The sequence below is a fragment of the Pseudomonas sp. Pseusp49 genome (genome assembly GCF_059491875.1).
In genome coordinates this window covers 6,051,970-6,067,479 of sequence record NZ_CP168514.1, presented here as the reverse complement: position 1 = coordinate 6,067,479, position 15,510 = coordinate 6,051,970, and the positions used below count along the sequence as shown (strand labels likewise).

Sequence of the window (15,510 nt, the reverse complement as noted above, 5' to 3'; positions counted from 1 at the left end):
ATAGTTATCGCCGATAATTCAGCCTAAGCGTCGCTCGGAACCTGCTGTTACAATGCCGGCTCTGCGAATCTTCAGAACTTTTAGATCAGGAGCACACCGGTGCCTGTCGTTTTTGTCGCCGCTTCCAAGCTGCCAACGCCTTTTGCGCAATTCACCATGCATGGCTTTCTCGATGAAGGCACTGGCCGCGAGCACGTTGTGCTGAGCCTGGGTGAGTTCGACGACGGTGCCCCGGTACTCGGCCGGTTGCACTCCGAATGCCTGACTGGCGATGCCCTGTTCAGCCAGCGTTGCGACTGCGGCTCGCAACTGGAGGCCGCTTTGCAGGCCATCGCCCGTGAAGGTCGTGGCGTGTTGCTGTACTTGCGCCAGGAAGGGCGTGGCATTGGCTTGCTGAACAAGATCCGCGCCTATGAGCTGCAGGACGGTGGCGCCGATACCGTGGAAGCCAACGAGCGTCTGGGCTTTGCCGCCGACCAGCGTGACTACGCCATGTGCCTGCCGATGCTGGAGCACCTGGGTGTGAAGTCATTGCGCCTGATGACCAACAACCCGCGCAAGGTCAAAGCCTTGACCGACATGGGGATCGCGGTCGCCGAGCGCGTGCCGTTGCACACTGGCCACAACCCGCATAACCGACTCTACCTGGCGACCAAGGCCAGCAAGCTCGACCACATGATGGGCAATGAACATCAGGGCGAGGTAGACCGGGCGTGACCCGGGGTCAGGTTCGGCGGCGACTGTCCGTCAACTGGTGGCAATACCTGGCATTGGCCCTGTTGCCGCTGTTCGTGATCAACGCGGTGTTCGGCCAGAGCGAAGCCATTCTGCCGGTGCTGGCGATGCCGTTGTTCATCGCCGGTGTCGCTTCGATGTTTGTCAGCCTGAAGTTTTTCGGCGCCTACAAGCACGCGCTGATCGCCACCCAGAAAGCCCTCGATACCCCTGAAGAACCTGGCGCGTGGATCAACCTGGCGGCGAAGCGCCGTACAGCGTTCCTTGCCGCCGGCCTGCCAGCGTGGATCGGTGCCCTGGCGGTGTTCGTCGGGCTCGAAGCGGTGCCGTTGATGTTGCTGGCGCTGTCGACTGCCGTGCTGTTCTACCTCTACCGTATTCCGCGTCAGCTCGGTTGATGCGCGCGCTCTGGCTGGCGGTTTTGCTGCTGGCCGCCAGCCGCTCGGCCATCGCGGTCGAGCGGGTCGTCAGCCTTGCACCGTCACTCTCTGAAATCGTCGTGGAACTGGGTTCTGCCGACCTCCTGGTCGGAGTGCTGGACGCCGGTGAGCGACCGGCTGAACTCAAGAACCTGCCCTCCGTTGGCCGCTATGGCCAGTTGGACATGGAGCGGCTGCTCAGCCTGCAGCCCGATCTGTTGCTGCTATGGCCCGGTAGCGTCGGCCCGGCCCAGCGGGTCCAGCTCAAGCGCCTGAGCATTCCCACCTACGTCGCCGAACCCCACAGCCTGGAGCAGCTTGCCGCGCAGATCGAGGCCATTGCCGCTCAGCTCGGTCGGCCTGACCGCGGCGTTTCATTGGCCGGCGACTTGCGCCAGCGGTTGGATGCACTGCGTCAACGCTATCGACGGGATCAGCCGTTGCGGGTGTTCTATCAGATATGGGATCGGCCGTTGTACACCGTCGGCGGCGAGCAGATCATCAGCGATGCGCTGGAGGTCTGTGGAGCCCAAAACGTGTTTGCTGACCTGAAACTGCCGGCACCGCAAGTCAGCGTGGAAGCCGTGTTGCAGCGTAATCCCGAGGTAATTCTGGCCAGCGATCAGGCGCAGCTCGATGCGTGGAAAGCCTGGCCCGTGGCGCAAGGACAGTTGCGATTGGTCACGGACAAGGGCCTGGAGCGACCGAGTGGGCAGATGATCGAGGCAACTGCCAAGCTGTGCCGGTTGATCGCACCCGACCGCTGAAATGTACTGCTACTGACACTCTAGCCACGCCTTTGTAGGAGCTGCCGAAGGCTGCGATCTTTTGATCTTGTCTTTAAAAAGAAAAATCAAAAGATCGCAGCCTTCGGCAGCTCCTACAGGTGATCTCAGTGGATGTCGGGGGTCCAGGTCACGCCAAACATCCACGCCCGACCTTCCTCGCGATACCCGTACTGGCTGCCTTGGTAGCTGTACAACGCCCGGCTGTAACCCTTGTCCAGCAGGTTGTCGACCTTCAGCTCCAGCCGGACTTCACGATTGAGCTCCCAACTGCTGCGCAGCCCCAGCAAGGCATAGCCGCCAAGAGGCTGTTGATTGTTCAGGTCGTCATAGCTGCTGCTGACCGCTTGCCAACTGGCGCCGAGGCCCAGGCGATCGAACTGTCGGTCCAGATCCCAGCTCAAAGTGCGGCGCGCGCGGCGGGCCAGGGTATGGCCCGTGTCACGGTCGCGCGGGTCGATGATCGCCACGCCGAGATTGCTTTGCCAGTCGAACAATTCCTGTTTCAGCGCTGCTTCGAAGCCGTTGATCCGCGCCGAGGCGACGTTCTCGGGGCGTGAGTTGCTGCCGAAGATGATCGCGTCTTCAAGGTCGGTGCGATACAGCGACGTTTCCAGACGACTGCTCTCGGTCAATTGGCTGCGCCATTGCAGCTCATAGCTTTTCGAGGTTTCAGGCTTGAGGTCCGGGTTGCTGAAGTCGGGGTAGTACAGGTCGTTGAACGTCGGTGCGCGGAAGCCTTCGCTGTAGGTGAACAGCACTTCGTTGTCCGGGTTCAGTGGCAGTGTGAAGGTACCGCTCCAGGTGTTCTGGCTGCCAAATTGCTGGTTGTCGTCGTGACGCAGACCCAGCTCCGTGGAGAAACGGTCAGCCCGATAGCGGTGCTGGATGTACGCCGCACGGTTCCAGCGACTGTCTTCATCGAACGGGGTGCTGCTGTTGATCCGGTCTTCATACCAGTCACCTCCGAGCAGCAGACTGTTGCGCTCGTCGAGCGTCATGTCGTTCTGCCAGTTCACCGAATCCCGGTAGGTGTTGAACACGCTGCGTTCGTCACTGAGTTTATCGAGGGTCTTCTCGCGGTTTTCGCTGTGGCCGAACTCGATGCGGGTTTGCCACAGATCATTGATGCGCGCGTCGATGTAGCTGCTGACACTGCTCACATCAAATTCGTTGTCGGGCTGCTGTTGGACCGACTCGAACGTATTCATGTCGAAGCGCCCGAACGGGTTGTCGAATTCGCTTTTGCCGCGATTATCGAGCGCGTTGGCGCCGATCTCGATGTCATCGCTGAGTGTGTGGCTAACGCTCAGGCTGAACGACTGGTTTCGGTACTCATCATGGTCGCCGTCGCTGGGGTAAGACTCGTGGGTGCGATTGATCCCGGCGCTTTCGTCGAGGCTGGCGCCGAGGTTGAAGCGGGTTCGCTCATCGCCGCCGGACAAGCCAAGGCTGCGCTCCCAGGTCTGGTTGCTGCCAAATGCCGTGTGCAGGCGCGGTTGCAGGCCCTGTTCGCCGCCACGGCGGGTGAAGATCTGGACCACCCCGCCAATCGCATCGCTGCCATAAATCACCGAGCGGGAGCCGCGCAGCACTTCCACGCGCTCGACCTGTTCGATGTTGAGGTGCTGCAGGTTGCTGTCACCGGAGGTCGAGCTGCCGATGCGCTGGCCGTCCACCAGCACCAGGCTCTGGGCTGACTGGGTGCCGCGGATGTACACCCCCGGCAGACTGCCGCGCCCGCCGGTCTGCACGATTTGCACGCCCGGTACACGGCGCAGCAGGTCGGTGACGCTATCGGGTTGCAGGCGATCGATGTCGTCGCGGGTGAACACGGTGTTGGCGGCGCTGCTGTCGTTGCGCGCTTCGACCTGGCGGTTGGCGCTGATCAGCACGTCGGGCAGCTTCAGCGCTTGATCGCGCTCGAAGGTGTCGGCCAGCAGTTGACCAGCCGGCAGCAGGGTCAGCGTCAGGGCGAGGGGAGAGAGTTTCATCGGAATCCGGGCTTTCACAAACAACACATGCTCCCCGTAGGAGCTGCCGAAGGCTGCGATCTTTTGATCTTGATCTTTTAAAAGCAAGATCAAAAGATCGCAGCCTTCGGCAGCTCCTGCACAGGGATGTTTACAGGTCGAGCAGTTGCAGGCGCTCGCGGATCGAAGCCTCGATCCCGGCTTCATCCAGCCCGCACTCGGCCAGCATTTGCGCAGGCTTGGCGTGCTCGACGTAGATGTCCGGCAAGCCCAGGTGCAGCATCGACTTGAGGATGTTTTCCCGGGCGAGGAATTCGCTGACCGCGCCACCGGCGCCGCCCATGATCGCGTTTTCTTCGACAGTGACCAGCAGCTCGTGACTGCCGGCGATTTCGCGCACCAGCGCTTCATCCAGCGGCTTGACGAAACGCATGTCGACCACGGTCGCATCCAGCGTCTCGGCGACTTTCAGGGCTTCGGCCAGTTGCACGCCGAACACCAGCAGGGCGACTTTGCTGCCCTGGCGGCGGACGACGCCCTTGCCGATCTCGATCGGCTCGAGGTCTTTCTCGATGGTCGCGTTCGGGCCATTACCGCGTGGATAACGCACAGCCGCCGGGCCTTCGTACAGGTGACCGGTGGTGAGCATCTTGCGCAGCTCGTTTTCATCGCTCGGGGTCATTACCAGCATGCCGGGGATGCAGCGCAGGAACGACAAATCGAAGCTGCCGGCGTGGGTCGGACCGTCTTCGCCCACCAGACCTGCACGGTCGATGGCGAACAGTACGTCGAGATTCTGCACGGCGACGTCATGCACCAGCTGGTCGTAGCCACGCTGCAGGAAGGTCGAATAGATGGCCACTACGGGTTTGGCGCCTTCGCAGGCCATGCCGGCCGCGAGGGTCACGGCGTGTTGCTCGGCAATGGCCACGTCGAAGTAGCGCAGCGGGAAACGTTCGCTGAACGCGACCAGGTCCGAGCCTTCCTTCATCGCCGGGGTAATCCCGACCAGGCGCGGATCGGCAGCCGCCATGTCGCACAGCCATTCACCAAACACACCGGAATATTTCGGCCCGCTGGCCTTTTTCGGCGCGGCGGCCGGGGCGTCCAGCGGTTCGAGTTTGGTGATGGCGTGGTAACCGATCGGGTCGACTTCCGCCGGGGCGAAACCTTTACCTTTCTTGGTGACGACGTGCAGGAACTGCGGACCTTTCAGGTCGCGCATGTTGCGCAGGGTGGCGATCAGGGTCGGCAGGTCGTGGCCATCGATCGGGCCGATGTAGTTCCAGCCCAGCTCTTCGAACAGCGTGCCGGGAACCAGCATGCCCTTGGCATATTCTTCGGTCCGGCGAGCGATTTCCCAGGCGCCGGGCAGGCGCGACAGCACTTTCTTGCTGCCTTCGCGCATGCTCGCGTAGGTGCGGCTGGAAAGGATCTTCGCCAGATAGTTCGACAAGCCACCGACGTTGCGCGAGATCGACATGTCGTTGTCGTTGAGGATCACCAGCATGTTGGCGTCCACTTCCGGCGCATGGTTCAGCGCCTCGAACGCCATGCCCGCGGTCAACGCGCCATCGCCGATCACCGCGATCGCCTTGCGCTCGCTGTTCTGCAGGCGGGCGGCAATCGCCATGCCCAGTGCGGCACTGATCGAGGTGCTGGAGTGGCCGACACCAAAGGTGTCGTACTCGCTCTCGGAGCGGCGCGGGAAGGCAGCGACGCCGTCCTTCTGGCGCAGGGTGCCCATGCGCTCGCGACGACCGGTGAGGATTTTGTGCGGGTAAGCCTGATGACCCACGTCCCACACCAGCCGGTCGTCCGGGGTGTCGAAGACGTAATGCAGCGCGATGGTCAGCTCGATCACGCCCAGGCCTGCACCGAAATGCCCACCGGTCTGGCCGACCGTGTAGAGCAATTCCAGGCGCAACTCATCGGCCAGGGTTTCCAGCTCGGCTTCGCCTAACCGGCGCAGGCCGTCCGGCGTGTTCGCGCGGTCGAGCAGGGGCGTGGTCGGGCGCTTGCGGGGAATCTCATGAAACGTCGTGGGCATCAGGCGAATCGTTATAGGTATAAAAGATGCGGCAGTTTACCTGATGCATCGTCCCCTGCCCACGCGTTGGTCTTTTTTGGCGGATTCGCCTTCAACTGCGGCGATCGACGATATACCGGGCCAGATCCCGCAACGGCTCGGCCGCCGCGTCAAACGGTCGCAGGGCGTGCAGGGCCTGGTCGCGTAGCTCCAGGGCATAGGCCTTGGCGGCTTCGAGGCCGAGCAGGGCCGGGTAGGTCGGCTTGTCCCGGGCAATGTCGGCGCCCTGGCGTTTGCCGAGGGTGGCGGTATCGCTTTCGACGTCGAGAATGTCGTCCTGGACCTGGAATGCCAGGCCGATGGCCTGTGCATAAGTCTGCAGGGACTTGAGTTCGTCTTTCTCGGCACGGCCGCTGGCCAGGGCGCCGAGTTTGACGCTGACTTCGATCAGCGCACCGGTCTTGTGCCGGTGCATGTATTCCAGGGCTTTCTGGTCGAGCTTCAGGCCGACCGAACCGAGGTCGATGGCCTGACCGCCGACCATGCCCGCAGGGCCTGCCGCCAGTGCCAGGGCGCTGACCATCTGCAGGCGGATGTCGGCATCCGACGTGCTCAGGCGCGGGTCAAGCAGGGCGCTGAAGGCCAGGCTCTGCAAGCCGTCGCCGGCGAGGATCGCGCAGGCTTCATCGAATTTCTTGTGGGTGGTGGGCTGACCGCGACGCAGATCGTCATCGTCCATCGCCGGCAAATCGTCATGCACCAGTGAATAGGCGTGGATCAGCTCCACCGCACAAGCGGCACCGTTGGCTTGCTCAGGCTTGCCGCCCAATGCTTCACAGGCGGCGTAGGCCAGCAGTGGACGCACGCGTTTGCCGCCATTCATCACGCTGTAGCGCATGGCTTCGTACAGCCGTGCCAACTCGGGGCCTGGTGCCGTGAACAGGGTTTCCAGCGCCGCATTGACGCGGGCCTGGCTGGTGGCCGAGTAGGCTGCAATCATTCTGGCTGATCCGCGTCGAAGGGTTCCTCGGCCAACTCGCCATCACGCTCGAGCAGTACCTGAACCTTTTGCTCGGCCTGGGCCAGCGCCGCCTGGCAATCGCGGGTCAGACCGATGCCTTGCTCGAAAGCGGCCAGCGAGTCCTCCAGCGACAATTCGCCATTCTCCAGACGCTCCACCAGCGTTTGCAGGTCGGCGAGGGACTGTTCGAAATCCAGTGCAGCTTTTTTGCGGGCCATGGCGGCGATTTCCGGTTGACGTTAAACCGGCGCGACACTAGCAGATAGGGGGTTTATGGGCAAACTCACAGACGACGGACACCCGTGTAGGAGCTGCCGAAGGCTGCGATCTTTTGACTTTGTTTTTTGGAAGCAGGATCAAAAGATCGCAGCCTCCGGCAGCTCCTACAGTACCGGGTTATCAGGATAGTGGATTCGGTAGCGGGTGCTGCGCCCGCCACCGGGCAGGCGTTGCAGACAGCCCTTATCCAGCAGTTCGGCCAGATGACGGGTTGCGGTCGCTTTGGATACTTTGGCGACGGCCTGGTATTGAGCCGCTCTAAGTGGGGTGAGTCGATTGGATCGGTTATTCGGCTCACATAATGAGCCGAATATGGCGCGTATTCGGCTCACCGTCCACCCGTTATCGTGATTCCCGCCGCAATTTCGGAGCCATCCGATTGTTAAAAAACACCCGAATGGCTAACCTTCGAGCCCTATACGACCTGGCAGTCACGGGTCTTTCAGACGAAGCGCAGTATTCCCATCTGTAACGCGCCCAGGATCAGGCGCAAGGTTTCGTCATGCATGGCAGGAGGCGTCGCATGCGCTCATTTCTTTTGCTGCTGATCGGGCTGGCTATCGCGCCCTCGATTCTGGCCGCGCCGAATGCCGGGTTGTCGGAACCGGTGGGCGGCTGGCGCTACAACGGTTTGCTGGATCGCACGGAAAACCCGCAAGTCGCTTATCCCACGCCGCCCATCGACCGGGGCGTGCAGCGCAATCGCACGATGATCGAAGGCCAACTCAAGGCCCTCGGCACTCAGCGTGGGCCGCACACGCTGGCGGTCAACGGCAATCCCCTGAATCTGTACACCGACGACCAGGGCCGTTTCGCCCGGCCCTATGCGTTCGGCGCCGGTTCCAACAGCGTCGAAGTGCGTAGCGTTGAAGGCCAGTCGCTCAAGCGCGTTCAATTCTATGAAGCCAACAATCTGCGCACCCCGGCGCGGATTCGTGTGGTGCTGGGCTGGGACGACCCGAAGGCCGAACTCGATCTGCACATCATTACCCCCGACGGCCAGCACGCTTTCTGGGCGCACTCGGCGCTGACCAATGGCGGCGGCCTCGACCCGGATGGCGTCGATGGGCCCGGCCCGGAAATGTTCACCATGACCGCTCCGCTGCACGGCACCTATCTGGTTTACGTGAACTATTGGGGCAACTTCGGCAGTGAAGGCTATAACTTCGATGAGACCGGCAACCAGAACGAGGTGATCACCTCGCAGATCAACCTGGTACTCAACGAAAACACCGTCGATGAAAAACGCGAGACCTTTATCGTGCCCCTGCGCGCAATCGGCGACCTGCTGCTGGTCAAGACTTTCAACTATTAAGCATCCCGTTCCACGGATGAACATCGGGTTTTGTGAACATGAGTGATAGCACTGTTACTCCGGCCGCTGGCGCACCCGCGGCCAAACCTTCCCTGCATTGGCCGACGCTGCTGATCGGCATATGCCTGGTCGCTGGCGTGGCCGGTGGGTTGGGGTGGCTCATGCACAAACCCAAGGCGCCGGCGCCTGCGTTGGCCAGTGACAAACTGGGTATGGGCCGGCCGGATGGTTTGCTGGAAACCTACTCCTTGAGCCAATTGCCCAAGGACCTGCTCGCGGTGCCCTTCCTCAAGGAAACCCTGACCGAAGATTTCGTCTTCTACTACGAAACCCACGCTGATCGTCTCGGCTTGATCGGCAGTCTGCGGCGGATCATCTACGAACATGACCTGAAGTTGCAGGACACCCTGATCGAGCAACTGTTCGATCAGCCTGCCGACGTGGCGCTGTGGCGCGGGGCGGACGGGCGGCTCAAGGATTTCCTGCTGGTGATGGATCGCGGCGGCCTGGCCAAGGTGCTGGAACCGCTGGCCAAAGTCGCGCTGGACGACTCACAGTTGAGCAAGGTCGCTGACGTGAAGGTCGGCAGCGAAGACGTGCCGCTCTATCAGCTCAACTACAACGCCAGCAAGGCGCTGTTGTTCGCGTCCCATGGCGACAAACTGGTGGTGCTGTCCAATCCGGCGAAACTCTACGATCCGCAAAACGGTGCAACGGAGGAACCGGGCAGCGTATCGACCACGGCCGTTGCCGCGCTGCTCAATGGCGAAAAACTGTTTCCCGAAGCCTTCGGCCTGCCGCCTCGTGCGCCGCAGGTGAAACAACGCCTGTCGGTGAATGCCAGCGTGCTAGCCATGGGTTACCAGCGTTTCATTCCGAACTTCGCCGGCCTGCGTTTCGACATGGACGACAAGGGCTGGCACAGCTTCCTGGCCATGGATGAACTGGAAAATCAGCCGGACTTTGATTTCAAACCGATCTGGCAAGCCATGCCCATGGGCGCAAGCGCTTGCGTGGCGTTGCCCCTGGCTGCCGAACAACAGAAGCCGCTGCTGGTGAAACTCGGTGCCGAGGAGAAGGTGGCCCAGGCACTGACCGAGCACATGGCCGGCGCGGCGGGGCTTTGCTGGTATGCCGATTCGCGGTTGTACACGCCTCTGCTGGTGGCCAGCCTCAACGCTGACGACGGCGGCAAGCTCGATGGGGATCTGGGCAAACTGTTCGGCTCGATGGTCGGTGCGCACGAGAGCAATGTCGAGGACGGTGCCTTCCCGGTGGTGGAAAAGCAGGAAGGCCAGAGCCATCAGTGGCAACGTCAGGTCAGCTCCAGTTTCGGTCCCTATTCGGCCAAGGAAGCTCAAGATCCCGATGCCATCACCGGCAAGGCGTTCATGAAAGTCAGCCTGGCGCGGCATGGCTCGACGTTGCTGTTTTCCCTCGACGACAAGCTGGTGGACAAGGCCCTCGGCACCCTCGACAAACGTTTCCCGCCGATGGCCGACGTGGTGCCCAAGGACTTGCTGATGCCCGTCTATTTCGGCCCCGATTCCATGGCGCAACTGATGCAGCAGGAAACTCTCGACAGCCTGCCGCAGGACATGGAGCCGGTGTTCTACAACGCCGCGCAAACCTTCCTGATGCCGAAGCTGCGTACGCTAGGTGGCTACGGCAAATACGCCCTGACCTTGCCCGAAGGCAGCGAGCCAGACGGCCATTGGCAATGGCTGCCGCTGGAGTGGAAAGCGCTGTGACGGCATTGATCCGAAGTCTCGGCCTGCTGGCGTTGTTGCTGAGCGCAGGTGCCCACGCCGTCGAGACGCCGTCACTCGACCCACAGCAATCCCAGGTGTTCCGCGCCTGGTTCGTGCGCATCGCCCAAGAGCAACTGAGCCAGGGTCCGAGCCCGCGCTGGTTCCAGCAGGATTGCGCCGGGCTGGTGCGCTTTGCCGCCAATGAAGCGCTGAAAGTCCATGACGACAAATGGCTGCGCAGCAATGGCCTGTCCAATCGTTACCTGCCGCCGGAGCTGCCATTGAGCGATGCCCAGCGCGGTCTCGCCCAACAGTGGCAGCAGGGCGGCGGCAAGGTCGGGCCGTACGTCAACGCGATCAAATTGATCCAGTTCAACAGCCATCTGGTCAGCCGCGATGTGTCACAGGCACGCCCCGGCGACCTGATGTTTTTCGATCAGGGCGACGACCAGCACCTGATGATCTGGATGGGCCGCTACATCGCCTATCACACCGGTACCACCACCCCCACCGACAACGGCATGCGTTCGGCAAGCCTGCAGCAACTCATGACATGGAAGGACACCCGATGGATACCCGACGCAGCCAACCCCAACTTCATCGGCGTCTATCGACTGAATTTTCTCTCCCAATGACCGGTGCCCGCATGCTGCGTTTTCTGTCTCTGATGTTGGTGTGGATGCTGCCACTCTCGGTGGTTAACGCCGATGACTCGGTCCCGGCCAGCGGCTATGCGCCGGTGGCCGGCGAGAGCTTCTTCCTGCTGGCGGACAGCAGTTTCGCCAGCGATGAACCAGCGATGGTGCGCCTCGAAGCGCCGGGCCGCGACTATCGCCGGTTTCGCATGGAACCTTATGGCGGCGCGGACATTCGGGTGTATCGCATCGACAAGCCGCTGGACTTCCTCAAGCGCCAGAAGAATCTGCATCGGGTGGTCAGCGATGGCCAGTTCAAGGGTGAAGGCCTGTCCAACACCCTCGCGTACCTGTGGGACAACTGGTATCGCAAATCCCGTCGGGTGATGCAGCGGGCGTTTTCCTACGAGTCGCGTAAACAAGTCACCGAGGAAGTGCCGGAACTGAAGATGGGCAATGCGATGGCCGCGCCGACGCCCTACGATGCGCAGCCGCAATTCGCGTTGATACCGGGTTTGCCGGTGGTCAGCCAGTTCCGTTACCCGTTGTGGCAGGCCAAGCCGATCCAGCCACCGGCGGGGGTGAACCTGGCCGGGTCTTCCAGCGAATTTGTCAGTGTCGCGCCGGGCAATGTGTACATCCCGCTGGGCAATCTCAAACCGGGTCTTTATCTGGTGGAAGCGCTGATCGGCAAGTACCGCGCGACCACCATGGTGTTCGTCTCCAACACCGTGGCGGTGAGCAAGATTGCCGGTGATGAATTGCTGGTGTGGGCTGCGCGCAAACACGAAGGCAGCTCGGTGCCGAAGGTCAATGTGCTGTGGACCGACGGTCTGGGTGTGATGAGCAGCGGCGCCACGGATGACGACGGCTTGCTGCGCCTGAAGCACGTCAGCCCCGAGCGTTCCTTCTTGATCGGCGAGGACGAAGAGGGTGGGGTGTTCGTCTCAGAGAATTTCTACTACGACAGCGAAATCTACGACACCAAACTCTATGCCTTCACCGACCGGCCGCTGTATCGACCGGGGGATTGGGTGTCGCTGAAAATCGTCGGACGTGAATTCAAGAACGCGCGGGACTCGGTGCAGCCAAGCGCTGCCGACGTCAATGTGAGCGTGCTCGATGCCACCGGCACGGCGCTGCAATCCCTTGATCTGAAGCTCGATTCCAGGGCCGGCACCCAGGGCCGCTTCCAGTTGCCGGACAATGCCGTGGCCGGTGGTTATGAACTGCGTTTCACCTACAAGGACCAGACCTACAGCAGCGCCTTCCGCGTCGCTGAATACATCAAGCCGCACTTCGAGATTTCGCTCAATCTGGCCAAGCAGGATTACCGCACCGGCGAGCCGGTCAAGGGCAACCTGGTGCTGCTGTATCCGGACGGCAAACCGGTGGCCAATGCGAAATTGAGCCTGAGCCTGCGCGCCCAACAGCTGTCGATGGTCGACAACGAGCTGCAATACCTCGGGCAATTTCCGGTGGAGCTGACCAGTACCGAACTGACCACCGACGCCAAGGGCAACGCAACGCTCGACCTGCCCGCCGCCGACAAGCCGAGTCGCTACATGTTGACCGTGTTTGCCAGCGACGGCGCGGCGTATCGGGTCAAGACCACCAAGGAAATCCTCATCGACCGTGGCGCGGCGACCTTCCGCTTGAGCGCGCCCCGACGCTTCAGCGCGGTGGGCGACAAGGTTGCGTTCAGCTACGCCCGCGAAGGCGAGCAGGCGCAGGCCGTTACACCGGGCAGCTACGGCTGGGTACGTCTGGAAGACCAGAGCACCGGCGAAGGTAAACTCGCGGCAACCGACAAAGGTTTCACCCTGGCCTTTGACCGACCGGGCACCTACAACCTGACGCTCAAGGATGACCACGGTCGCGTGGTCGGCGCCACCGGGCATTCGGTAACCGGTGAAGGTGTCAAAGCCGTGCCCGGCACCGTGGAAATCGTCCTCGACAAGCCCGAGTACATCACGGGCGATGAAGCGCTGGCGCTGATCACTTTCCCGGAACCGGTCAACGATGCCTTGCTGTCGCTGGAGCGGGACAAGGTCGAGGCGACCGCGCTGCTGTCCAGAGGCGGTGACTGGCTGAAGACGGAAAAGCTCAGCGATACCCAATACCGTGCGCGCATCCCGGTGAAGGACGGCTTCGCGCCGAACCTGACCTTCTCGGTGCTGTACACCAAGGGCGGCCAGTACAGTTTCCAGAACGCCGGCATCAAGGTGGTAACGCCACAAATCGAGGTGGCCATCGCCACCGATAAAGACACCTACCAGCCGGGCGAAACCGTCTCGGTGGACCTGACGACTCAATTTGCCGGTAAGCCGATCCCGGCACACCTGACGGTCAGCGTGGTCGATGAAATGGTCTACGCGCTGCAACCGGAAGTGGCGCCGAGCATCGACCAGTTCTTCTATCACCCTCGACGCAACAACGTGCGCACCAGCGCCAGTTTGTCGTTCATCAGTTATGACGTCGCCTTGCCGGGCAGCCCCGGTGCACCAGGCAAAGCCAATCGCAGTGAGCGCGGCGTGAAGGTGCTGGAACGGCCGCGTCGCGAGGACGTCGACACGGCAGCGTGGCAGCCAGAATTGCTGACCGATGCCAACGGAAAGACCCGTTTCACCTTCAAGATGCCCGACTCCCTGACCCGCTGGCGTATTACCGCCAGGGCCATCGCCGATGACGGTCAGGTCGGGCAGAAGAAGCAATTCGTACGCTCGGAAAAACCGCTGTACCTGAAGTGGAGCGGGCCGATTCGATTCCGTACCGGCGACAAACCGGACCTCGGTGTGTTCGCCTTCAGTCAAGCCGAGAAACCGGTCAAGGCCGAACTGGTGACCCGTTACGCCAGCAACGAACAGCGCGTGCCTGTGACCCTGAACAGCGGCATCAACTACATCCCGTTGCCGGCATTTGAACTGGCCAATGGCGAGTGGAGCGCCGAGTTGGTGCAGGACGGCAAATCTGCTGACGCGTTGACGGTGAACCTGAGCGCGACCGGTGAAGGCTGGCGGGTGACGCAATCCCAGAGTCTCGATGTGAGCAGCGGCGATACACCGCTGACTCTGCCGGCAGACGCGACCGATATTCGCCTGCGCCTGGATGACAGTCCGCAAGCGTTGTTCCGTTCGGCCCTCGACGATCTGTTGAGCTACCCCTATGGTGGTGTCGAGCAGACCGCCAGTCGCCTGTTGCCGTTGAGCATTGCCTACCCGACGCTGGCGGCGAATCCGCAGATCCGCGATCGCTTGCGCCTGATCATGCAAAACAGTCGCCTGCGCCTGGTACAAATGGCCGGTCCTTCGGCGAGCTTCACCTGGTGGGGCATGGACGGCGAGCCGGACGCGTTCCTCACCGCCTACGCCTATTACGCTGACTGGCACGCCAGCCGGGTGCTGGACCTGAGCCTGCCGTCGGAGCACTGGCAGCGGGTGCTGGAGGTCTACGCCAAACAGGCGAACAACACGCCGCTGCTGCAGCGGGCGCTGATCCTGTCGTTCGCCAAACAGATGCAGTTGCCTGTCAACACCTTGCTCAGTGGCCTGATGGATGATCTGGCGAAAGCGGGCGAGGGCAGTGCTGCGAATCTGATGGAAGGCGGTGAAGACAGCCTCGTCATGAGCGATCCTGACTCAGCCCTGGGACTGGCTGCCGCGCGAGTGCTGACGGCCTCGCTGGCCAGGCAGGCGAAGGTCGCCTTGCCGGATGCGTTCAATCGGCAACTGGCCGACGCGCAGCAACGTCTGGCGATCAGTTCCCAGCCGTTTGCCGAAGCGCTGAACCTGTCGCTGCAACCCTTCGATCAGGTTCGCGCTCAGGCATTACTGCAACGCCTGTTGCCACAACAATCGACCCTGGAACGGGCATTGTCGCTCACCTGGCTGCAACGCAGCATCGAGCAGGCATCGCCCACCATTGCATTGGCCCCGGGTGAAGGCTGGAAGAAACAGTACGGGGTTTCTGGTGAGATGTTTTGGACGTGGCAGGGGCCTGCGCCAGTGCCGGCGGTATTGACGCTGAGCGGGGTGCAGGAGCGTCCGCTGCGCGCTGCATTGAGCTATCGCAGCCAGCAGCCGGCGGTGGATCTGATGGCCGTGACCATCACCCGTCGCCTGTCGCGGCTGGTGCCGGGGGATGAGGCTTTCACTTTCAAACTCGAAGCGGTCGGCAACGCGCCGCTGTCCAGCGACAACCTCTATCTCGATGAAGTGATCATCACCAGCAAAGCCGCCAAACCGCTGCGCTACGGCCTGCTGGAAGTGCCGCTGCCACCGGGCGCCGATGTCGAGCGCACGACCTGGGGCATCAAGCTCATGGGCAAGGCTGGCACCGAACCGACATCGCTGGAGAAGGCGCGTTTCGAGCCGGGGCAAATGGCCTATGCCGTTCCGGTCGATGCCTTGAGTGGCGAATTACGCCTGCGGCATCTGGTGCGTTTCTCGCAGAAGGGGCAGTTCAACTTGCCGCCGGTGCGATTCACTCAGGTGTATGCGCCGCAGCATCAGGCGATGGAACAAAAGGCAGCCCTTGGCCAGGTCACGGTTCACTGACGTGCACAGGCT

Annotated in this window: 11 protein-coding genes and 1 pseudogene; 7 read left to right on the top strand and 5 right to left on the bottom strand. The window is 62.0% G+C overall.

The window, feature by feature from the left end; translation table 11 throughout:
* Window positions 1–99: 99 nt before the first annotated feature.
* Genes ribA through ACEN83_RS27050 form a run of 3 tightly spaced genes read left to right on the top strand, consistent with a single transcriptional unit; the run spans window position 100 to window position 1,921 of the window.
* Window positions 100–717 (top strand): GTP cyclohydrolase II, encoded by a 618-nt coding sequence (gene ribA / locus ACEN83_RS27060; RefSeq protein WP_007970170.1) that lies wholly within the window; start codon window positions 100–102, stop codon window positions 715–717.
* Complete coding sequence (locus tag ACEN83_RS27055; RefSeq protein WP_102702040.1) at window positions 714–1,133, top strand: MFS transporter; 420 nt, start codon at window positions 714–716, stop codon at window positions 1,131–1,133. Before ribA ends, ACEN83_RS27055 begins: the two co-directional genes overlap by 4 nt.
* Window positions 1,133–1,921 carry a cobalamin-binding protein gene (locus ACEN83_RS27050; RefSeq protein WP_495578867.1) on the top strand — a complete coding sequence of 263 codons (789 nt, stop codon included), beginning with the start codon at window positions 1,133–1,135 and terminating at the stop codon, window positions 1,919–1,921. Before ACEN83_RS27055 ends, ACEN83_RS27050 begins: the two co-directional genes overlap by 1 nt.
* Before the next feature lie 125 nt (window positions 1,922–2,046).
* Here the strand turns inward: ACEN83_RS27050 and ACEN83_RS27045 are convergent, their stop codons facing one another.
* The 5 genes and pseudogenes from ACEN83_RS27045 to ACEN83_RS27025 form a co-directional block, all read right to left on the bottom strand.
* Entirely contained in the window at window positions 2,047–3,933 is a 1,887-nt protein-coding gene (locus ACEN83_RS27045; protein WP_495578866.1) for a TonB-dependent receptor domain-containing protein, read from the bottom strand.
* Between the two features lie 130 nt (window positions 3,934–4,063).
* Entirely contained in the window at window positions 4,064–5,962 is a 1,899-nt protein-coding gene (gene dxs / locus ACEN83_RS27040) for a 1-deoxy-D-xylulose-5-phosphate synthase (protein WP_493726703.1), read from the bottom strand.
* A 91-nt stretch (window positions 5,963–6,053) separates the two neighbouring features.
* Window positions 6,054–6,941, bottom strand: coding sequence for a (2E,6E)-farnesyl diphosphate synthase (gene ispA, locus ACEN83_RS27035; protein WP_495578865.1), 888 nt, complete (start codon window positions 6,939–6,941; stop codon window positions 6,054–6,056).
* The gene (locus ACEN83_RS27030) at window positions 6,938–7,180 is read right to left on the bottom strand and encodes an exodeoxyribonuclease VII small subunit (RefSeq protein WP_007970180.1); all 243 of its coding nucleotides are present in this window, start codon (window positions 7,178–7,180) and stop codon (window positions 6,938–6,940) included. Before ACEN83_RS27030 ends, ispA begins: the two co-directional genes overlap by 4 nt.
* A 165-nt stretch (window positions 7,181–7,345) precedes the next feature.
* Window positions 7,346–7,504: pseudogene (locus tag ACEN83_RS27025) on the bottom strand (DUF4172 domain-containing protein); the annotation flags it as partial.
* A gap of 260 nt (window positions 7,505–7,764) precedes the next feature.
* Between ACEN83_RS27025 and ACEN83_RS27020 the strand changes: the two are divergent.
* The 4 genes from ACEN83_RS27020 to ACEN83_RS27005 are packed head-to-tail and all read left to right on the top strand — an operon-like array spanning window position 7,765 to window position 15,498.
* Window positions 7,765–8,556, top strand: a complete 792-nt coding sequence (locus ACEN83_RS27020) for a YfaP family protein (protein WP_495578864.1) — start codon at window positions 7,765–7,767, stop codon at window positions 8,554–8,556.
* A 38-nt stretch (window positions 8,557–8,594) separates the two neighbouring features.
* Window positions 8,595–10,307: a DUF2138 domain-containing protein gene (locus tag ACEN83_RS27015; RefSeq protein WP_495578863.1), complete on the top strand. Its 1,713-nt coding sequence runs from the start codon at window positions 8,595–8,597 to the stop codon at window positions 10,305–10,307.
* Window positions 10,277–10,942 carry a DUF1175 domain-containing protein gene (locus ACEN83_RS27010; RefSeq protein WP_495578862.1) on the top strand — a complete coding sequence of 222 codons (666 nt, stop codon included), beginning with the start codon at window positions 10,277–10,279 and terminating at the stop codon, window positions 10,940–10,942. The genes ACEN83_RS27015 and ACEN83_RS27010 overlap by 31 nt, the downstream gene beginning before the upstream one ends.
* Window positions 10,939–15,498 (top strand): alpha-2-macroglobulin family protein, encoded by a 4,560-nt coding sequence (locus ACEN83_RS27005; protein WP_495578861.1) that lies wholly within the window; start codon window positions 10,939–10,941, stop codon window positions 15,496–15,498. Before ACEN83_RS27010 ends, ACEN83_RS27005 begins: the two co-directional genes overlap by 4 nt.
* Window positions 15,499–15,510 lie beyond the last annotated feature (12 nt).